At 68.0% G+C, this 18,888-nt stretch carries 19 protein-coding genes; all 19 read right to left on the minus strand.

The window, feature by feature from the left end; translation table 11 throughout:
- Positions 1-2: 2 nt before the first annotated feature.
- Positions 3-488 carry a transcription antitermination factor NusB gene (gene nusB, locus B5G02_RS04095; RefSeq protein WP_094335301.1) on the minus strand — a complete coding sequence of 162 codons (486 nt, stop codon included), beginning with the start codon at positions 486-488 and terminating at the stop codon, positions 3-5.
- 2 nt (positions 489-490) lie between these two features.
- The gene (locus B5G02_RS04100; RefSeq protein WP_019238493.1) at positions 491-850 is read right to left on the minus strand and encodes an Asp23/Gls24 family envelope stress response protein; all 360 of its coding nucleotides are present in this window, start codon (positions 848-850) and stop codon (positions 491-493) included.
- Positions 851-884: 34 nt separating this feature from the next.
- Complete coding sequence (gene efp, locus B5G02_RS04105) at positions 885-1,448, minus strand: elongation factor P (RefSeq protein ID WP_019238492.1); 564 nt, start codon at positions 1,446-1,448, stop codon at positions 885-887.
- 119 nt (positions 1,449-1,567) lie between these two features.
- Positions 1,568-2,698, minus strand: coding sequence for a M24 family metallopeptidase (locus B5G02_RS04110; RefSeq protein WP_094335302.1), 1,131 nt, complete (start codon positions 2,696-2,698; stop codon positions 1,568-1,570).
- A gap of 42 nt (positions 2,699-2,740) precedes the next feature.
- Complete coding sequence (locus B5G02_RS04115; RefSeq protein ID WP_019238490.1) at positions 2,741-3,853, minus strand: hypothetical protein; 1,113 nt, start codon at positions 3,851-3,853, stop codon at positions 2,741-2,743.
- Positions 3,850-4,401 carry a shikimate kinase gene (locus B5G02_RS04120; protein WP_019238489.1) on the minus strand — a complete coding sequence of 184 codons (552 nt, stop codon included), beginning with the start codon at positions 4,399-4,401 and terminating at the stop codon, positions 3,850-3,852. Before B5G02_RS04120 ends, B5G02_RS04115 begins: the two co-directional genes overlap by 4 nt.
- Positions 4,402-4,407: 6 nt before the next feature.
- Positions 4,408-4,905, minus strand: a complete 498-nt coding sequence (locus tag B5G02_RS04125) for a YqeG family HAD IIIA-type phosphatase (RefSeq protein WP_019238488.1) — start codon at positions 4,903-4,905, stop codon at positions 4,408-4,410.
- Positions 4,902-6,170 (minus strand): endolytic transglycosylase MltG, encoded by a 1,269-nt coding sequence (gene mltG, locus B5G02_RS04130; RefSeq protein ID WP_241146160.1) that lies wholly within the window; start codon positions 6,168-6,170, stop codon positions 4,902-4,904. The genes B5G02_RS04125 and mltG overlap by 4 nt, the downstream gene beginning before the upstream one ends.
- A 165-nt stretch (positions 6,171-6,335) precedes the next feature.
- Entirely contained in the window at positions 6,336-6,752 is a 417-nt protein-coding gene (gene ruvX / locus B5G02_RS04135; RefSeq protein ID WP_019238486.1) for a Holliday junction resolvase RuvX, read from the minus strand.
- An 11-nt stretch (positions 6,753-6,763) separates the two neighbouring features.
- The gene (gene alaS, locus B5G02_RS04140; RefSeq protein WP_094335303.1) at positions 6,764-9,421 is read right to left on the minus strand and encodes an alanine--tRNA ligase; all 2,658 of its coding nucleotides are present in this window, start codon (positions 9,419-9,421) and stop codon (positions 6,764-6,766) included.
- 123 nt (positions 9,422-9,544) lie between these two features.
- On the minus strand, positions 9,545-10,927 hold the full coding sequence (locus B5G02_RS04145) for an AI-2E family transporter (protein ID WP_094335304.1): 1,383 nt from the start codon (positions 10,925-10,927) through the stop codon (positions 9,545-9,547).
- Between the two features lies 1 nt (position 10,928).
- A complete protein-coding gene (locus B5G02_RS04150; RefSeq protein ID WP_094335305.1) occupies positions 10,929-11,720 on the minus strand; it encodes a SigB/SigF/SigG family RNA polymerase sigma factor in 792 nt (263 codons plus the stop codon).
- Entirely contained in the window at positions 11,720-12,103 is a 384-nt protein-coding gene (locus tag B5G02_RS04155; RefSeq protein ID WP_094335306.1) for an ATP-binding protein, read from the minus strand. The genes B5G02_RS04150 and B5G02_RS04155 overlap by 1 nt, the downstream gene beginning before the upstream one ends.
- Before the next feature lie 14 nt (positions 12,104-12,117).
- Entirely contained in the window at positions 12,118-12,687 is a 570-nt protein-coding gene (locus B5G02_RS04160) for a hypothetical protein (protein WP_094335307.1), read from the minus strand.
- A gap of 125 nt (positions 12,688-12,812) precedes the next feature.
- Positions 12,813-14,141, minus strand: a complete 1,329-nt coding sequence (locus B5G02_RS04165; protein WP_094335308.1) for a replication-associated recombination protein A — start codon at positions 14,139-14,141, stop codon at positions 12,813-12,815.
- Between the two features lie 105 nt (positions 14,142-14,246).
- Positions 14,247-15,503, minus strand: a complete 1,257-nt coding sequence (locus B5G02_RS04170; protein ID WP_094335309.1) for a deoxyguanosinetriphosphate triphosphohydrolase family protein — start codon at positions 15,501-15,503, stop codon at positions 14,247-14,249.
- A gap of 100 nt (positions 15,504-15,603) precedes the next feature.
- The gene (locus B5G02_RS04175; protein ID WP_094335310.1) at positions 15,604-16,056 is read right to left on the minus strand and encodes a prepilin peptidase; all 453 of its coding nucleotides are present in this window, start codon (positions 16,054-16,056) and stop codon (positions 15,604-15,606) included.
- Between the two features lie 19 nt (positions 16,057-16,075).
- Positions 16,076-17,482, minus strand: a complete 1,407-nt coding sequence (locus B5G02_RS04180) for a hypothetical protein (RefSeq protein WP_094335311.1) — start codon at positions 17,480-17,482, stop codon at positions 16,076-16,078.
- Between the two features lie 78 nt (positions 17,483-17,560).
- Positions 17,561-18,865, minus strand: coding sequence for a glycosyltransferase family 2 protein (locus B5G02_RS04185; RefSeq protein ID WP_094335312.1), 1,305 nt, complete (start codon positions 18,863-18,865; stop codon positions 17,561-17,563).
- Positions 18,866-18,888 lie beyond the last annotated feature (23 nt).

The following is an 18,888-nucleotide window of genomic DNA, read 5'->3' on the forward strand; positions in this document are numbered from 1 at the left end:
GCCTACTGCTCTGCTTCCTGCGCGTCGGCGTCATCGGCCGAGTCCGTAGCGGCCTCCTGCGCGCGCCCGAGCACGCGCGGGTCGCGGACGACACGCCCAAGCACGCCGTTCACGAAGCTCGACGAATCGTCGGTGCCATAGGCCTTCGCGATCTCGACCGCCTCGTTGATCACGACGGCGTCGTCGATGTCGCTCGGCGAGAACCTGAGCTCGTACACCGCGAGGCGCAGCAGGTTGCGGTCGGCGCCCGGCATGCGCGAGAGCGCCCAGTTCTCCGAGACGCGCTGCAGCACGCGATCGATCTCCTCGATATGGGCGAACGTGCCGCGCGCGAGCTCCTCGGCATACGGGTCGAGCGGACCTTTCGTGATGAGGTACTCGCCCGCGAGGACCTCGTTAACGGTGAGACGGCGCGCCTCCGCCTGGAACAGCAGCTGCATCGCCTGGCTGCGCGCGAGCGTGCGCCCGCGTTCGACTTTTAGGCTCACGCTTACTCCTTGGGGAACACGATGCCGTCGATGCACACGTCGACGCGCGCGACATCGACGCCCACCTGCGCATCGATGACATGGGCGGTCGCCGCGCGGACCGTCTCGGCCAGCTTCTTGAACGGGTAGCCGAAGAACACGACGACGTGCACCGTGAGCGCGAGCTTATCGTCCACGACCTCGGCCTCGACCGCGGGCGCGGACGCCGTGGAGCGCGACTGGAACATCGAGACGAGGTTCGTGGCGAGGTCGCGCACGCCCACGGACGCGATGCCCTCGACCTCCTCGACGGCACGGGACACCACCGAGGCGATGACCTCGGGCGCGATGCCGATGCCGGAAATGTAGATCTCCTGAGCCATGGGATCCCCCAAAATCGTAGCGATGGAGCGGAAACTAGACGCGGGACACGAACTTGCCGTCACGCGTGTCGACCTTGATCATCTCGCCCTCGTTAAGGTACATGGGCACCTGGATGACCGCGCCGGTCTCGATGGTCGCCGGCTTCGTGGAGCCCTGGACGGTGTCGCCCTTGAAGCCCGGGTCGGTCTGGGTGATCTGCACCTCGATGAACATGGGCGGGTTCACGCCCATGAGCTCGTCGTCGGCGTAGAGCAGCTGGCAGACGTCGTTCTCCTTGAGCCACTTCGCGTTGTCGCCGATGAAGTCCTCGGGCACGGGCACCTGCTCGTAGGTCTCGTTGTCCATGAAGATGTAGTCCGAGCCGTCGTTGTAGAGGTAGGCCATCTCGCGCGTGGAGAGCATGACGCTCTCGAACTTCGTGCCGGCGTTGCAGGTCTGCTCGACCACGCGGCCGGTCTTGATGTCCTTCGTCTTGTAGCGCACGAAGGCGCCGCCCTTGCCCGGCTTCACGTGCTGGAACTCGACGATGGTGCACACCTTGTCCTTGATGCGCAGGCCGATGCCGTTCTTGAAATCTGCGGTGGTGATGGTTGCCATGAACTACCTTTCTTGCTTGCGACGGCGAAGCCGCCGGCCGTTTCAGCTTATCTTTTCCAGTATACCCTCACCGCGTGCGCGGCGTGGGGCAGCAATGCCGTCCGGTATGAGATTACCATCTAGCACTCGATGATCTGGAGGTCGTGCAGGCTCGCCGTGAACGGCTCGAAGCCGTGCTCGGTCACCACGCCGTAGTCCTCCAGGCGCACGCCGAACTTCCCGGGCAGGTACACGCCCGGCTCGACGGTGATGACCGACCCGGCGCCCACGGTGTTGCTCCTGCGGCCGAAGACGGGCAGCTCGTGGATGTCGATGCCCACACCGTGCCCGAGGCCGTGGCCGTAGCAGTCGCCATAGCCCGCGTCACCGATGATCTTGCACGAGAGCTCATGGATCTCGCGGCCGTCGACGCCCGCGTAGATGGCCTTGGCGCACGCCTCGTGCGTGCGCTGGACGAGGTCGTAGACCGCGCGCATCTCCTCGGTGGGCTCGCCCAGGCACACGGTGCGCGTCATGTCGGAGTTGTAGTCGCGGTAGCGCGCGCCGTAATCCATGAGCACGAACTCGCCCTTCTGGACGACGCGGTCGCTCGGGATAGCGTGCGGGTTGGCGGCGTTGGGGCCGGATGCCACGATCGAGGCGAACGCGAGGCCGTCGGCGCCGTGCTCGTACATGAAGTTCTCGAGCTCGAGCTTGATCGCCTTCTCGGTCATGCCGGGCTGGATGAAGGTGAGCATGTGCTGGAACGCGGCGTCGGTGATGGCCTGCGCCCGGCGCATGAGCGCGAGCTCCTCCTCGTCCTTCACCGCGCGCATGCGGCGCAGGTCGCCGTGCATCTGCGGCAAGGCGGCGGCGATGGACGCATCCTCGAGCGCGCGCGTGAGCGCGGTGTAAAACGCGAGCTCCATGGTGTCCTCGACGGCCACCACGCGGCAGCGGGTGGCGCGGGCGCGCTCGGCCACCCACGTCGGGATGGCGACGGCCTCCATGTCGAGCTTCCACGGGCTCCCTTCGGGCATGTGCTCGACGAAGGAGTTGTAGTAGCGCGAATCCGTGTGCAGGAAGCACGCGTCGCCCGTGATGAACGCGGCGTGCGGCAGCTCGCCGGTGAAGTCGAAGACGCCCTCGGCGCCCGTGAGCCAGCGGAGGTTCGCCTCGTCGCGCACCACGACCGCGTCATAGCCCCGCTCCTCCATGAGCGCGCGCACGCGCGCGACGCGCCCCGCGGGCCCGGAAACGATATCAGCCATTCCCATTCCTCTCTCCCAAACGAATCGGTCCCCTCGACGGTGCTAGGGTACCACGTCGGGCGCGAGCGAGGCAGCATAGGCGGCGGCGTGACGCTCGAGCAGCTCGTCGGCGACGGAGGTGAGGCGGATCTGGCCGACGGCCTTCGGGAGCGGCAGCAGGAAGCGGTTCGAGCGCTCGGCCACCACGGCGCGGATCGCGGCGACGAAGGCATCGGCATCGAGCGTAAACCCGGCGTCCTCGATCCCTAGGTCGAAGAGGAGGTCATCGAGGTCGAACGCCACCTCGGGCTTGAGCCCGGCCGCGTCCACGGCGAGGCGTGCCTCGAAGCGCATGCCCTCGGCGCGGAGCACCGAGCGGGGCACGTCGCCCGCGACGCACGCCGCGAGGGCGCGCGCAGCGGTATCGCCGAACTCGAGGGCGCGGCGCGCCGAGGGGTTGGGCGACTTCAGGACGTTGCGCCTGGCCACCTGCGTGGCCGCGAGGGCGTCGCGCAGCGCGGCCTCCTCCCCCACGGCGACCGAAGCCGCGTGCTCGCGCAGGTCGGTCCACGTCTTCTTGCCCTCCGCCAGGGCGGCGCACGCCATGAGGGCGCACCCCAGGTGGAGCTGCTCGGGCGTCATGGACGGAACCAGCGCGAAATCGCAGAGCACCATCGCGGGATTCGGCGGGAGCGCGACGGAGCCGGGCGCGCCCGCGACCCCGAGGGGCTCCATCTCGGTCGCGATCCGCACCATCCCCTCAAGCTCGAACGGCATGACCGTGCAAGCCACCCCGCCGCGCCACACGTGGGCGCAGAACGCGGCGAGCGAGCAGAGGCCGAACGAGCCGAGCGCGAACACGAGGTCGTCCGCGGTGAGGCCGCAGCGCGCGAATGCCTCGAGAAGGGCGGTCGTCGCCCCGAGCGGGATGCCGCCGTCCTCCCCGCCCTCGATGGCGGGCTCGAGCACCTCGACCGTGAAGCCCGCGGACACGAGCGAGCGGCGCACGTCCTCGCCGCGCGCCTCGAGCGCCGCCCCGTCGGCCACCATGAGCGCCCGTTTGGGCTTGCCCACCGGTGCCGCCGCGAGCCGCGACAGCTCGTCCATGATCTCCGACCCGATGCGCACATCGATGCTGCGCTGGTTGAAATTGATAATCTGACGCTTGATCGTCACAGTAGACCACGCTCCAAAAGCAATCCGGCACATCGGTAGGATACCTCTTCGAACGTGCGCCCGCGAATATCCACGGTGAGGTCCGCGGCCTGCCGATAGAGGGGGGCGCGGTGCCGGAAGAGCCGCTCCGCGTGCTCCGGCGAACGGAAGTCGGGACGGTTCTTCAGCGAGCGTATCTGCCGAAGCGAGTCGTCCAGGTCGCCATCGAGGTAGACGCAGTAACCCATCTCGTGCATGAGCTCGATGTTCTCGGGCGTCTCGACAATCCCTCCCCCGCACGAGACGAGCAGGCTCCGCTGGCTCTCGAGCGACCGGAGCACCTCGGTCTCGAGCGCGCGGAACCCGGCCTCGCCCTCCTCCGCGAAGATGCGCGAGATGCTCTTGCCCGCACGGCGCTCCACGAGACGGTCGGTGTCGACGAAGCGGCGATGGAAGAGCCCGCCGAGGTTCCGCGCGAGCGTGGACTTGCCCGCACCGAGGAAGCCGATGAAGAAGATATGGTCGCAGCCGCGCTTATCCACGCGCACCGCGCCGTCCGCGCCCGTCATCGAAGCCTACTCCTCGCAGGTCAGACCACGGAGCGCGCGCCGCTCGAAGATGCGGAAAATCTGCGTGTACCACAGATCGACGGTGGTCTGCGGCTTCACGAGGATGGTGTCGATCCCGGCGAGGTTGCCCGCCCAGACGTCCGTATAGAGCTGGTCACCCACCATGACGGCCTCGGCCTTGCGCACGCCCGTGCGCTTGAGCCCGGCCGCGAGCGCGAACGGGGCGGGCTTCATCGCATGGCTGATGGCCTCGAGGCCGAGCTCGCGCGCGGAGCGCATCACCTCATCGCGATGCCAGTTGTTCGACACCATGCAGAGGCGAAAGCCCATCGCGCGCGCACGGTCGAGCCACGCGGCGACCTCCTCCGGGGCGGTCGCGCGGTCGCGCGGGACGAGCGTGTTGTCGCGGTCGAGGAGGATCGCGCGCTTGTCGCGCCTCCAGAGGTCATCGAGGTCGATACGGTCAACGGAGGCGACGTAGCGATCGGGGGAGAAAAGACTCATGACAGGGAGCTTTCGTAGGCTTCGCGGTTTTTCAGGAATTCATCATAGCTCTCGCTGAAGTTGTGATGGCCGTCACTGTCGGGCGAGAGCACGTAGTAGAGGTACGAGGTATCGGCCGGATGCAGCGCCGCCTCGATGGAGGAGACGCTCGGCGAGCAGATGGGCCCGGGGGTGAGCCCGGTGTTCTTGTAGACATTGTAGGGCGAATCGATCTCGAGGTCATCGTAGGTGACCGTATCGGAGCCCCCGCCGCGCGCATAGACGATCGCCGCGTCGATCTGGAGCGGCATGCCCTCTTTCAGGCGGTTGTAGATGACGCTCGCCACGAGCGGGCGCTCGTCCGCCTGGGCGGTCTCGCGCTCGATGAGCGAGGCGAGCGTCACGAGCTCCTGCGAGGTGAGGCCGTTCGCCCCCTCGCTGAGGCCCAGGTCCGCCGTCTCGATCTGGAACTGGTCGAGCATGGCGCGGATGATCTCGTCGGCGGTGGGGTTCTCGCCCAGGCTGTAGGTCTTGGGATATAGGTACCCCTCGAGCGAATCGTTGTAAGCGCCCTCGAGGAAAGGATACTCGTCCACGTAGTTCGACGCCTTCGCCTGCGCGAGGAAGTCCGCGGCCGGGATGCCGTAGGTCTCCTCCACGCGCGCCGCCGTCTGGTCCACCGTCAGGCCCTCCTGGATGGTGAGGGTGACGCCGGCGATGTTCGGGCCGTCGATGAGCTGCTGCACGACCGACTCGGGATCCTGGTAGGTGGTGAAGCGGTAGTCGCCCGGCTTGATGAGCATATCCGCCTGCATGGAACGGACGGTGGAATAGTAGACCTTGGGATCGTCGATGACATGGCTCTCGGAAAGGATCTGCGCGATCTGGTCACCCGAGGCGCCGTCAGGGATGTTCACCTCGACCTCGAGGCCCGCCTCGACCGCCTGCTCGGAGCCGGGCGCGATAAGCGAGGTCACGGCTGGGATGACGAACGCGAAGAGGAGCACGGCAACCGCGACGATGGCGACGATGCCGAGGACGAGCGACATCGGGGACGTCTTGACGGGGCAGCGGCCGCCCCGGGGATGCGCGGGCAGGGTGGCGTGATGGCCGCCCGAGACAGCGGCGCGCGGCGGGGGCACCTGGCGAGAGCCGGAAGCTGGTGAGGAGAGCCTGCTCTGGGAGGGGCCGGATTTGAAACGCGTCCCCGCGGGACGTACCGTGCGGTGGTACGAGCCGTCGCGGCCGCGTGTGCCGCTTCCACCACCCATGAACCGATCTGCCACAACATCCCCTTCGTCTCGCGCTTCGCGCGGCCGTATCCAACACGGCATCAGTCTACCGCACCTGAGACGAAAGCTTAAAGTTTCCATCCAAACTTGAATGTTTTGCACACATGCATCCCGCATGGCACTGCGCATGCGCGCGGGCCGCCGTGAGACCACGCTGTCCTACACCGACCTCCGCGCATCGAGCCATGCCTGCAGGAAGAGGCTCGCGGCGACCATGTCGACCTTGCCGCGCATCGCGCGCTCCGTAAGGCCCTGCGCGCGCAGGATGCGCTTCGCCTCGCGCGAGCTCAGGCGCTCGTCGCAGAACTCGAGCGGGATACCGCTCGCGGCCGCGATGCGCTCCGCCGCCACACGCACGCGCTCGGCCTGCGGCCCCTCCTCCCCCGCCAGGGTTTCGGGAAGGCCGCAGACGAGCACGTCGGGTTCATGGTCTTCGAGGATCATGCGGAACGACCGGGCATGCGCGAGCACCTCCTGCGCGGGCAGGACCTTGAGCGGCATGGCGACCGAGCCGCTCGCGTCCGAGACCGCGATGCCGATCCGCACCTCGCCGATATCGAGGCCGAGCGCGACCACCGTGCGCGCCGCTACAGACCGAGCTCGGCGCGCGCGGCGTCGAGCGCCGCGGCGATGCCGGAGGCGTCCTTGCCGCCCGCCTGCGCCATGGTGGGCTTGCCGCCGCCGCGCCCGTCCACGGCGGGCACGATGGCCTTGATGACGGAACCGGCGTGGAAGCCGGTCTTCACGGCGTCGTCCGTCGCGGCGGCGAGGAGCGCCGGCGCGCCCTTCTCGGTCACCGTGGCGAGCACGCACGCGCAGGCGCCCGAGAGCTTCCCGCGGATGGTGTCCCATGCCTCGCGGAGGCCGGCGGCATCGAGGCCGGGAAGCTCGGCGATGACGACGCGGTAGCCGCCCGCGTCGAGCGCGCCGTCGATGGCGCGACCGATGGTGTCGGAGGCGCCGCCGGTAAGGGCGGCCTTGAGCTTCTGCTCGGTCTCGCGGAGCTGCTTCTGGAGCACCTCGACGCGGCCGGGGACCTCGTCCGCGCGGCACTTGAGGCCGGCGGCGGCCTGGGCGAGCAGGCGCTCGCGCTCCTCGAGGTACTCCACGGCGCCGAGGCTCGTCACGGCCTCGATGCGGCGCACGTTCGAGCCGGTGGACGACTCGGAGGTGATGCGGAAGAGACCGATCTCGGCGGTGTTCGCCGCGTGCGTGCCGCCGCAGAGCTCGCGCGAGAACGGGTGCTCCTCCGTGCCGCAGGAGACCACGCGCACCACATCGCCGTACTTCTCGCCGAAGAGCGCCACGGCACCCGACGCCTTGGCCTCCTCGATGCCCATGACGCGCGTCACGACCGGCTTCGCCGCGAAGATCTCGCGGTTCACGAGCTCCTCCACCTGGCGCAGCTGCTCGGAGGTGAGCGCCTCGAAGTGCGTGAAGTCGAAGCGCAGGTGCTCGGGCGCCACGAGCGAGCCGGCCTGGTTCACATGGCTGCCCAGGACCTCCTTGAGCGCGGCATCGAGCAGGTGCGTGGCGGTGTGGTTGCGCTGGATGAGCGCGCGGCGGCGCTCATCGACCTCGGCGCGCAGCTCGGCGCCCTCGTGGAGCGTCCCCTCCTCGACCACCGCGGTGTGGGCATACAGGCCGTTATGGCTCTTGGTATCGGTCACGCGCAGGCGGACGCCCTCGGCGGTGAGGACACCGGTGTCGCCCACCTGACCGCCCATCTCGGCGTAGAACGGCGTGCGGTCGAGCACGACCTCGACGGTGTCGCCCGCGTGCGCCGCCGCTGCCCGCTCGCCATCGGCGACGAGCGCCGCGACGCGGGCGCCGTCGAGCACACAGCCGTCGTATCCGGTGAACTCGGTCGCGGGCAGGGCATCGGAGAGCTCGACCCAGATGTCGTTGAACGAGCCCCAGGCATCGCCCTTCACGTTCGCGCGGGCGCGCTCGCGCTGGAGCTCCATCTCGCGGTTGAATCCGTCGATGTCGACGGCATGGCCCGCGCCCTCGGCGATCTCGACCGTGAGGTCGATGGGGAACCCGAAGGTGTCGTGCAGCTTGAACGCGGCGGCGCCATCGAGCACGGCGCCCTCCTCGAGCGCGTCGAGCGCCTCGTCCAGGTAGATGCGGCCGGTGTCGAGGGTCTTCGAGAAGCGCTCCTCCTCGGCCGCAACGATACCGCGCACGAGCTGAGCGTTCTTGAGCAGCTCGGGGTACGCGTCGCCCATGAGCACGTTCACCTCGTCGATGAAGCGGGTGAGGAACGGCCCCTCCACGCCCAGCAGCCGGCCATGGAACACGGCGCGGCGGAGCAGGCGGCGGAGCACGTAGCCCCTGCCCTCGTTACCCGGGAGGATGCCATCCGAGATCATGAAATCGACGGAGCGGGCGTGGTCGGCGATGATGCGCAGGCTGCGGCTGGGGCCGGTGTAGTCATCGCTCACATACGCGACACCCGTGACGTCCTCGCCGAGCTTGATGAGCCCCTGCATGACGTCGCTATCGAAGAACGAGGTCTTGCCCTGCATGATGGCGCTCATGCGCTCGAGGCCCATGCCCGTATCGAGGTTGCGGTGCGGGAGCTCCGGCATGGAGCCGTCCTCCTGGCGGTCGAACTGCGTGAAGACGAGGTTCCAGTACTCCAGGAAGCGGTCGCAATCGCAACCGGGCGCGCAGTCCGGGCGGCCGCAGCCCACGTCCTCGCCCATGTCGTAGTAGATCTCGGAGCACGGGCCGCAGGGGCCGGTGGGGCCGGCCGCCCAGAAGTTGTCGTCCTCGCCCAAGCGCGAGATGTGGCTCTCCTCGATACCGAGTGAGCGCCAGATCTCGTACGTCTCGTCATCCTCGGTGAAGACGGTGAAGTAGAGCCGCTCGATGGGCAGGTGGAAGACCTCGGTGGAGAGCTCGAGCGCCCAGGCGCAGGCCTGGCGCTTCGAGACGCCGCCGAAGCTGAAGTTGCCGAGCATCTCGAAGAAGCTCGCATGGCGGCCGTCGGAGCCGATGATGTCGATGTCGTTCGTGCGCACGCACTTCTGGCACGACGTCGCGCCGATCTCCTTCATCGTCTTCTTGCCCTGGTAGTACTGCTTGAACTGGTTCATGCCGGCGTTCGCGAGCAGAAGCGACGGGTCATCGGGGATGAGCGACGAGCTCGGGAAGAGCTTGCAGCCGCGCTCCTCGAAGAACGTGAGGAAGGCGGACCGGATCTCCGCCGTCGTCATCGTAGGGAAATCTGCAACCATGCGGTATCTCCTTGAGTGTGGGTAACAACGCGTAAACTACATGAGTATAGCGAATCGGGGCGCGACGCGCGGACGTGCGCGCGGAATCTACCGGGTTCGCGCATGGGGCGCGAGCGCAGCCCTCTAGTCGCGTGACGTCTTGTCGTCCGGTGCCGTATCGGCCGGCTTCTGTTCGCCTTTCGCATCCGCCTCGGAGTTGCGGTGCAGGAACTGGAGCTTGCTCCAGGGGTTCTCGAGGTCGGGACGGGGCACGGCGGAGCCGGTGGGCGCGACGTCCTTGGGGATGAGCTCGGATTCCTGGACGAAGGTGTCGTCGCCGAGCGCATCGAAGGCGGGCACGGGGTTGCCGTGCTCGTCACGGAACGGCGTTCCCTGGAAGATCGCGCCGTCGTAGGAGACGAGGGCACGGCCGGTCGACTTTTCAAAGTAGAACACGAAGAGGCCCTTGAGCGCGGCGCACAGCGGGATGGCGACCACCATGCCGATCGCGCCCATGAGGGTCGATCCCACGACGAGGGCGGCGAGGTTCATGGCGGGGTGGATCTGCACCGAGGACTGCATGACCTTCGGCGAGACCACGTTATCGGTCACGTTCTGCGCCACCATGCAGACGATGATCGTCCAGAACGCGAGCACGGGGCTGTAGAAGAGCGCGAGCAGCGTGGCCGCGAAGGCCGAGATCCACGAGCCGAGCACGGGGATGAGGTGCATGAGGCCCGTGAGCACGCCCATGAGCGCGGCGTAGGGGTGCCCGATGATGAGGAGGCCTATGAACGCGAGCAGGCCGTCGATGAACGAGGTGATCACCATGCTGCGCATGTACCCGCCCACCGAGCGCGACAGGATCGCGACCATGAAGCGGTAGCTCATCTCGTGCCCCTCGCCCACGATGGTGGCGATCTCGCGATGGATCTTCGGGTAATCGAGGGCGAGCCAGTAGGCCAGCACGAGCCCGAGGAAGATGATGAAGAGCTGCGAGGCGAAGCCCGAGAGCACCGGGAAGAGGCCGCGGCCAAGGTCGCCAGCGAGCTGCGTCACGTACGACGAGGCGACGTTGGTGACCGACTGCAGCATCGAGTCGAAGCCGCTCGCCCACGAGGAGTGCGAGAACGCCTCGATATCGTGGGCCACCTGCGTCGCCCAGGTGCTGAGCGCCTGGAGCTGGTCGGGCAGGCGCGAGAGCACCTCGATCACCTGGTCGACGAAGATGGGCACGATGACCATGATGACGCAGAGCGAGATGAGGATCACCGCGGCGAGCCCGATGAACGCCCCTACAGGTCGCGGGATGCGCTTGCGCTCAAGCGCGTTCACGATCGGCGAGGCGATGAACGCGATGAGCGAGCCCACCGCGAGGAACTCGACGACGGGCGCAAGCACGCCGAGCACGTACAGAAGGGCGATGCCGATGATGATGGCGCCGACCACCGTCCACACGCGCAGGGCGATGACGCCCGCCCCGGGTAGCTTCGCTTCGGCCGCATCGGTCCGCGCACGATCAACCATGTTATCTCCCCTGCATGAGGCCTTCGGGATCGAGTCGATCCTGGATCTTCTTGAGCGTGCGGCGCAGCAGGCGCGAGACCTGCACCTGGGAGATGCCGAGCTGTTCGGCGATCTCGATCTGCGTCATGCCCTTCAGGAAGCGCAGCTCCACGACCTCGCGCTCGCGCGGCGAGAAGCCGGCGAGCGCCTCCTCGATGATGAGGCGGTCGTCGGTGAGGGCGAGCTCGCTGTCCTCCTCGGCATAGCGGTCGATGACCGAGGGCGCGTCGTCGCCCTCCGCCGTGCTCGGTCCTTCGAGCGGCACCGAGCTGTAGGCGCTCGAGGACTCCATCGCCTCGAGCACCTCGTCCACCGAGGCGTCGAGGTACTCGGCGATCTCGTCGATCGAGGGCGAGCGCTGCAGCTGCGTGGTGAGCGCGTCGGTTGCCTGGTTCACCTTCGCCGAGAGCTCCTGCAGGCGGCGCGGCACGCGGACGCTCCAGCCCTTGTCGCGGAAGTGGCGCTTGATCTCGCCCAAGATGGTGGGCGTGGCGTAGGTGGTGAACTCGAGCCCGCGCTCGGGATCGAAGCGGTCGATCGCCTTGAGCAGGCCGAGGTACCCCACCTGCATGAGGTCGTCGAGCGGCTCGCCGCGGTTCTTGAATTTGTTCGCGAGGAATCGGACGAGGTTCATGTGCGACATGACGAGCTGCTCGCGCGCATCCATGTCGCCCTGTTCCTTATACCGGCGGAAGAGCTCGCGCGTCTTCTGCTTGTCCCAGGCCGATTTGCTCGACGTGGTCTTTTCTGCCATCAGAGGTCCGCCTTGAGTTCGAGGTGCAGGTGCGCGGGCGCGTCCGTCTTCTCATAGGAATCGCACACGGCGGCGAGGATGAGGCCCGCGTAGGCCGCCGGGTTCCCGGCATCCGGCTCCGCGGGAAGGGTGTCGCCCAGGGCGAAGTCCATGGATACCTGCTCGGCATCGACCGCGAAGGCGATCTCGATGGAGGCTCCCTCCTCGACCGAGCACGCGTAGATGAAGGCCTCCTCGGCCGCCATGCGCACGTCCTCGACGCGGTCGACGGACATCGACGAGAGCGCCGCGACGTTCGCCGCCGTCATGCGCACGAGGCGCGCGAGGCCGGGGTCCGCGGTGAGCGTGAGGGTTATCGGCTCGAAATGCTGGGTGCTGCTCATGCGCGTGGCCTTCCTTATGCCTGGGGTCCGTCGGATGCGGCGGCCTCGTCCTGCGGGGCATCGCCGTACGTGAAATACGCGGCCGGAGCGTGCTCCTCGTCCACGGGGGCGTCGCCGTCGGCCGGCTCGGAGCCCTCCTGCTCCGCCTTCGCGCCCTCGATTGCGCGCTCGGCGGCGGGAGCGGCGGACTTGATCTTGCCGAACAGCTTGCGCGCCGCCTCGGTGGCGGAATCGGCGACGCCCGTGACGGCGTTGCCCGCGCTCGCAGCCGCGCCGGTGACCGCGGAGACGTCGCGCACGACGCCCTCGATCTCGACGAGGTTCGCCGAGAGCGCGTCCACGGCGACGTTCGCCGAACTGAGCAGCGGGTCGATCTTGGCGATCGCGGGCTGGAGCTCGTCCACGGCGCCGTCGAGCTTCGCCACGACGGGCCGCGCCTCGGCCAGGGTCTCGTTCAGCTCGGCGACGGTCTTATCGACCCCGTCCATCGTGCGGCGCGTGCGGCGCGCGGTGATCGCGAGCTCGACGATGAACCAGATGCCCGCCACGACGAGCACCATGAGTAAGATCTGAAGGGGCTCCATGAACCCTCCTTTGGGACGGCGGTACATACAAATACGACGTAGATTCTACCCCAAGGGGCACCGGCGCATCCCTCGAAGCGCGTATGGCACCCACTTGGTACAAAACGGGGACGGCCGCGTGGCCGTCAGTGCTGCTGGCCCTGCTCGAAGCGCCACTCCTCCCAGCCCCTGCCGGCCGGCTTCCAGAAGGCGCCGCGCTCGAGCCCCTCGGGCAGGTAGCGCTGGTCGACCCAACCCTCGGGGTAGTCGTGCGGGTAGAGGTAGTCGCCGTAGGTCTCGGAACCGGGGCGGTGCCGGTCGCGCAGGTGCTTCGGCACCGCGCGCATGCCGCTTGAGCGCACGTCAGCGAGGGCGGCGTCGATCGCGGCCTCGCAGGCGTTCGACTTCGGGGCGAGCGCGTTGTAGATCGCCGCCTGCGCGAGGTTGATGCGGCATTCCGGGTACCCGATCACCTCGGCGGCCTTGAACGCGGCGGCCGCCACCTGGATGGCCTGCGGGTCGGCGTTGCCGATGTCCTCGGAGGCCGCGATGAGGATGCGCCGCGCGATGAACCGGGGGTCCTCGCCCGCGTCGATCATGCGCGCGAGCCAGTACACGGCGGCATCCGGGTCGCTTCCCCGCATGGACTTGATGAAGGCGGAGATGATGTCGTAGTGCATGTCGCCGTCTTTATCGTAGGGCAGGCCGCGGCGCGGGTTGGCGGTCTTCACGTCCTCGAGCGTGATGGCTATGGGCTCGCCCTCCCGGGGCGCAGGCGCTCCCTCGGTGTCCGGACGCGTGAGGGCGATCTCGCTCGCGAGCTCGAGCGAGGTGAGCGCCGAGCGGGCGTCCCCGGCGGCGAGCGTGCAGATCGCCCCCACGACCTCGTCCGTCGCGGAGAACCTCCCGTCGAAGCCCTTCGGCGAGGTGAGCGCGCGGCGCACGAGGACGGCGATGTCCGCATCGGTGAGCGGCTGGAGCTCGACCACGCGGGCACGCGACAGCAGCGCCGCGTTCACCTCGAAGTACGGGTTCTCCGTGGTGGCGCCCACCATGATGACGGTGCGGTTCTCGACCGCATGGAGCAGGGCGTCCTGCTGGGAGCGGTTGAAGCGGTGGATCTCGTCGATGAAGAGGATCGTGCGCCGGTCGTAGGCCATGAGGCGGCGGCGCGCGTCCTCGATGACGGCGCGCAGGTCCTTCACCGTGCCGGTCACGGCGGAGACCTCGACGAACTCGCTGCGCGTGTGCGCCGCGATGATGTGCGCGAGGGTCGTCTTGCCGGTTCCGGCAGGGCCGTAGAGGATCACGCTCGAGAGCACGTCGTGCTCGATGGCCGAGCGCAGCCACGACCCCTCGCCCACCGCCTGCTCCTGGCCGACGTACTCATCGAGCGAGGTCGGGCGCATGCGCACGGCGAGCGGCGCGTTCCGCAGCGCTCGTTCGGACTCTTCCTGTGAAAACAGCGTATCCATGGGGTGTGACCAATCCAGGGCGGCGGCCGGGTGCCGGGGCGGCCGCCGCGCGTCTCATCGAATATGAAGCAATCTATCGCCCGGAGCCAGATTGCCCTGCCAGATTCAGCACGCCTCGTTGATGTAGGCGCGCCGCGGGAAGTGGATGTCGGGGAACCAGTGCTGGGCGAGCTCGGCGAAGTAGCCGTCCGTCATGCTGGCGATGTAGTCGACGACCGTCTGGTCCAGGTCGCTCGACCAATCGTACACGCGGTCGTAGTGCGCGAGCTGCTCGGAGAGCCGGCGGATGTGGTGCCGGAAGATGTAGCTCGACTCGTCGCCCGCCGCGAGGTCCGCATAGCAGCGCTCGTACATGAGCTCGAACGCGCGCGCCAGAAGCTCGGCGCGCTCGCCCTCGATGCCGCTCGAGCGGTAGATCTTCCTGTAGTTCTCCGCCTTCGCGCGGCGGAGCTCGGCGAACAGCTCCTCGCTCATCTCGATGCGGTCCTTGCCGTAGCTGTGCTCGATGATGTCGGCCGAGGCATGCGTGAGGATCCACGAGTTGTACGCGCCGCCGAGACCGTCCTCGAAGGCGTCCCCATCGAGCAGGCCTGCCTCGATGGCGTCCTGGCGGTCGCGGCCCACGTAGGCGATGATGTCGGAGATGCGCACCACGCAGCCCTCGAGCGTCATGGGGCGCAGGTGCCCGATGGCGCGCCCGCCCTTCGTGTAGCACTGCTCGACCGTCGCGTCGAACTCCTCGAAGCCGGAGAGCCCCGAGAGCTCGAACACGCGCTGCTCGTACTCGCCGTTGTGGCAGAGCACCCCATCGAGCGTCTGGAGCGTGATGTTGCGGCCGTAGAGCACGTCGAGCACGCGGACGGAGTGGACGTTGTGGTGGAACGAGCGACCCGTGCGCGCCTGGAACACGTCGTTCAGGCAGCGCTCGCCGGCGTGTCCGAACGGCGTGTGCCCAAGGTCGTGCCCGAGCCCGATGGCCTCGATGAGGTCGCAGTTGAGCCCGAGCGCGTAGCCGATGTCGCGCGCGATGCGGGCGACGAGCTGGACATGGAGACCGCGGCGCGAGAGGTCGTCGTTCGCGCGGAAGCTGAAGACCTGCGTCTTGCCGGCGTAGCGGTTGTATGCGGGCAGGTGGAGGATCTTCTCCACATCGCGCACGAAGGCCGGCCGCCAGAAGCTCGCCTGGTCGCGCGGGCGCTGCTCGCGCCGGAGCGCGGCGGAATCGTCCGTCCGGTGCGGGTTGACCCATCCGCGGGCGCGGTCGCTCCGCATGCGCTCGACGAGCTCGGGCGAGAGCGCATCGGGGATGGCCGCCATGCGCTCGCGCACCATCGAACGGTCTTGCTCGGGACGTGCGTCCATACCCTCCCCTTTCCGCAGGAACTGTTGGTACCATCATCGCATACCGCGCGGACATATGCACACGAGGCGCGCCCACACGCCGTCGGGGGCGCGGCCGTCCTCACAGGATAACCGTGAGCACAAGGAAGGCGGCGCCGAAGAAGGGCATGAGCGGAAGGCTCGAGCGCCGGAGCGCCGCGGCGACGAGCGCGAGCACGAGCAGCCCCGCGGCAAAGGCGGCGAGCGCGGCGGCGGGATCCACGAGCATCATGCAGAAGAGCACCTTGATGTCGCCCATGCCGATGCCCGCGCTCCCGCGCAGCCTCCGCCAGAGCACCTCGAAGCCGACGAGCGCGCCGCACACCGCGACCGCGGCGCCCGCGACCCACGCGAGCTCGCGCCAGGCGCGCCCCGTGACCGCGACGACGAGCGCGCACGCGATGAGCGCGAGAACGAGCGCGTTGGGGACGCGCCGCTCCCGGGCGTCGACGACCATCGAGGCCGCGATGAGCGCGAGGAAGGCGATGCGCGCCCCGTGCCCGAGCGCGACGCTGCCTGCGAGCCCCGCCGCCATCACGCGCAGCGCCTCCGCCTTACGCGTCGTCGACCACGAGGCAACCCATGTTGAGGCGCCCCGCGAACTCGCCGATGACCGCCGCCTGCCCGCAGCGCGTGAACACGCCGGAGAAGCGGCCGTCGAAGAGGAACAGCCCCTCCATGTTCATGTACGGCTCGAAGGGGCGCCCGATACCGGCGACGCCGCCCTCGACGTTCGGCGAGGCGTAGGGCGTGACGTATTCCTGCACCGTGCCGTGCGTGGCGGCCATCTCGGCGAGTACCTGCCGCCACTCCTCGTCCGTGCAGTCGCGTCCCGCGCGCACGCCGATGCTGTTATAGCCGTCGCGCGGCTTCGCGATCCACGCCTCGCGGTCACTGAACCGCGTAAGGTCGGTCTCCTCGTCCACGAGGTAGGTGGCGGGCACGTGCGCCTGGATGAAGTCGAGCTCCTCGGGGGTGAGGATGTCGCGAACGGCCGGGCTGTGCAGCACGGCGAAGACCGTCTTGATCGCGCACGGCCACGTCCTGAAGCCGCCCACGATGGGCACCGTCCCCGCCTCGGCGCAGGCCATGAACGCATCCGCGCCCGCGCACGGCTTCTCGAGCATCTCCGAGATCACCACGCGCCGCCACACGCAATCAATGGGGCCTTGCGCGTCATAGAGCACGCCGTCCTCATACCGCAGGTCGCGGATGTCCGCGAAGCGCAGGCTCGCGCCGTGCTCGGCGAAGACGCGGCCGTACTCCTCGATCTCCTCGCGCACGATGCTCTCGGCGTAATCGACGGCGACCACCTGCGGGCTGACGCTCGTGCCCCCGGCGTCGCGGTAGCACGCGAGTACCGCCTCGGCGCAGGCGCGGTAGATGTCGAACACCTCGAGGGCGTGGCGCTCCGCGAACCGCGCGCCCGTCTCGGTGAGCAGGTTCGCGCGCGTCACCTCGGTCGACGAGAGCATGCCCGACGAGCCGTCGGTGTTGAGCTCGCAGAACTTGAACGCGCCCGTCCGCTCATCGAGGAAGATGTCGACGCGGGCGATGGGAATCTGCACGGGGAAGGCGTTCGGCATGCACGCGATCGCCTCGATGCGCGGGTCGAGGCCGAAGTGCGCGCGAAAGGCGGCGTCCTCCACGAAGCGCGCCGTGACCTTCTCCATGATGCCGCCCATGGTCTCCGCGATCCACGCGAGGTACCCCAGGTCGCGCCGGGAGAAGATCTTGGGCACGAAGCTCCATTGGATGGGTCCGCCGTGATAGAGCGCGTTCGTCCCGGCAAGGTAGGCGTCGCCCGCCTCGTGCGAGGGCGCGTCGCCGTCGAGGTCGCGGGCGATCTGGACGTACTCCTCCTCGAGCGCCACGCTATCGAGCGGCGCGGCGGGGTGCGCGCACGCGGTGATGCTGGAAGGGTCGCAAACGGGCAGGGCAGTGGGTTCGATGGCTTCCATGAGGCTCCAATCGATAGGTTGCTACCATACTACCCCGCCGTGCGCGCGCGATACCGCAGGCGCCGCCGCGCGCGCGATTCAGCGCGCCTCGCCCACGACGTCGTCGAGCGTCATCGAGAGGTTGTGCTGTGTGGGCACCCAGTCGACCTTCAGGAAGAGCGCCGCGACGATGAGCGGGATGTAGGTGCACATGAAGAGCGGGAACGTGAAGACGTTGAGCAGCAGCCTCCAGGGCTTCGCCTTGTGGATGTGCTTGCGCTCGAAGAAGGTGGTCACGATCCCGATGACGAAATAGGCCTGGTAGAGCGCGATGAAGGTGTTCACGATCGACTGCAGGCAGGCTTGGATCTCCGCATCCGTGGCAAGGAACCCGTGGCTCAAGAGCCCCACGATGAGGAACGTCCCGTTCGCCAAGATCGAGATGAGCGTGAGCAGGTTGCCCGGTATGAGCACACAGAACATGTCGTACGCCGCGAAGCGACGGCGCGCGAAGATCGCCTTCGGGAACTGCTTGCCGTAGGTGAAGATCACCTGGTAGAAGCCCTTCGTCCAGCGCATGCGCTGCTTCCAGGAGGCGGCGAACTTCACGGGCTGCTCGTCGAAGAACTCCGCGGGCGCGTAGGCGATGCGCACGCCCTCGAGCGCGCAGAACGTCGAGAACTGGATGTCCTCGGTGAGCGTATGGAACTTCCAGCCGCCCATGGCCTCGATGATCTTCGCGGACACAAGATAGCCCGAGCCCGAGACGGCGCAGGATGTGCCGCAGATCATGCGCGCGTTGTTGAGGAAGCGCGCCTCGCGCAGGTACGCCGTCGCGTTGGCGGCCGATACCCACGAGCTGCCGAAGTTCTTCGAGTTGCGGTAGCCGGTCACCGCGAGGTAGCCGGCGTCGAAGGCGTCGTTCATGATGGTCGTGTACTCAGGGCTCACGAGGTTATCCGCATCGAAGATGAAGAAGCCCTCGTAGCGACCGGGATACTCGGCCAGGATGCGCTGGAAGCCGAAGTCCATGACCCAGCTCTTGCCCTTACGGGCGAGGTCGTTGCGCTCGTAGACGATGGCGCCCGCCTCGCGCGCCACGCGCGCCGTGTCGTCCGTGCAGGCGTCGGCCACCACGAACACGTCCATGAGCTCGTCCGGATAGTCCTGCTCGCGGATCGAGCGCACGAGGTTCGCGATGACCGCCTCCTCGTTGTGCGCCGCGATGAAGAACGCATAGCGATGCAGCCGCTTGGCCTTGGGGTAGCGGTACTCGCCGCATACGACACCGATGACGAGGAACACCGCCTGGTAGAGGAAGCAGACCGAGAAGATCCCGATGATGAGCATGTTGAACTTCACGATGGGCGTCGCAGCGAGAAAGTTCGCGATGATGTCGGGCACGGGCGCGCTCCTTAAACTATGAG

The organism is [Collinsella] massiliensis, from assembly GCF_002161605.1.
GTDB lineage: Bacteria > Actinomycetota > Coriobacteriia > Coriobacteriales > Coriobacteriaceae > Enorma.

Bases quoted from the DNA above. Each gene is read 5' to 3' on its own strand.
- B5G02_RS04100 (WP_019238493.1), bottom strand. From the start codon at position 850: ATGGCTCAGGAGATCTACATTTCCGGCATCGGCATCGCGCCCGAGGTC.
- efp (WP_019238492.1), bottom strand. From the start codon at position 1,448: ATGGCAACCATCACCACCGCAGATTTCAAGAACGGCATCGGCCTGCGC.
- B5G02_RS04110 (WP_094335302.1), bottom strand. From the start codon at position 2,698: ATGGCTGATATCGTTTCCGGGCCCGCGGGGCGCGTCGCGCGCGTGCGC.
- B5G02_RS04120 (WP_019238489.1), bottom strand. From the start codon at position 4,401: ATGACGGGCGCGGACGGCGCGGTGCGCGTGGATAAGCGCGGCTGCGAC.
- B5G02_RS04125 (WP_019238488.1), bottom strand. From the start codon at position 4,905: ATGAGTCTTTTCTCCCCCGATCGCTACGTCGCCTCCGTTGACCGTATC.
- alaS (WP_094335303.1), bottom strand. From the start codon at position 9,421: ATGGTTGCAGATTTCCCTACGATGACGACGGCGGAGATCCGGTCCGCC.
- B5G02_RS04145 (WP_094335304.1), bottom strand. From the start codon at position 10,927: ATGGTTGATCGTGCGCGGACCGATGCGGCCGAAGCGAAGCTACCCGGG.
- B5G02_RS04150 (WP_094335305.1), bottom strand. From the start codon at position 11,720: ATGGCAGAAAAGACCACGTCGAGCAAATCGGCCTGGGACAAGCAGAAG.
- B5G02_RS04155 (WP_094335306.1), bottom strand. From the start codon at position 12,103: ATGAGCAGCACCCAGCATTTCGAGCCGATAACCCTCACGCTCACCGCG.
- B5G02_RS04160 (WP_094335307.1), bottom strand. From the start codon at position 12,687: ATGGAGCCCCTTCAGATCTTACTCATGGTGCTCGTCGTGGCGGGCATC.
- B5G02_RS04165 (WP_094335308.1), bottom strand. From the start codon at position 14,141: ATGGATACGCTGTTTTCACAGGAAGAGTCCGAACGAGCGCTGCGGAAC.
- B5G02_RS04170 (WP_094335309.1), bottom strand. From the start codon at position 15,503: ATGGACGCACGTCCCGAGCAAGACCGTTCGATGGTGCGCGAGCGCATG.
- B5G02_RS04175 (WP_094335310.1), bottom strand. From the start codon at position 16,056: ATGGCGGCGGGGCTCGCAGGCAGCGTCGCGCTCGGGCACGGGGCGCGC.
- B5G02_RS04180 (WP_094335311.1), bottom strand. From the start codon at position 17,482: ATGGAAGCCATCGAACCCACTGCCCTGCCCGTTTGCGACCCTTCCAGC.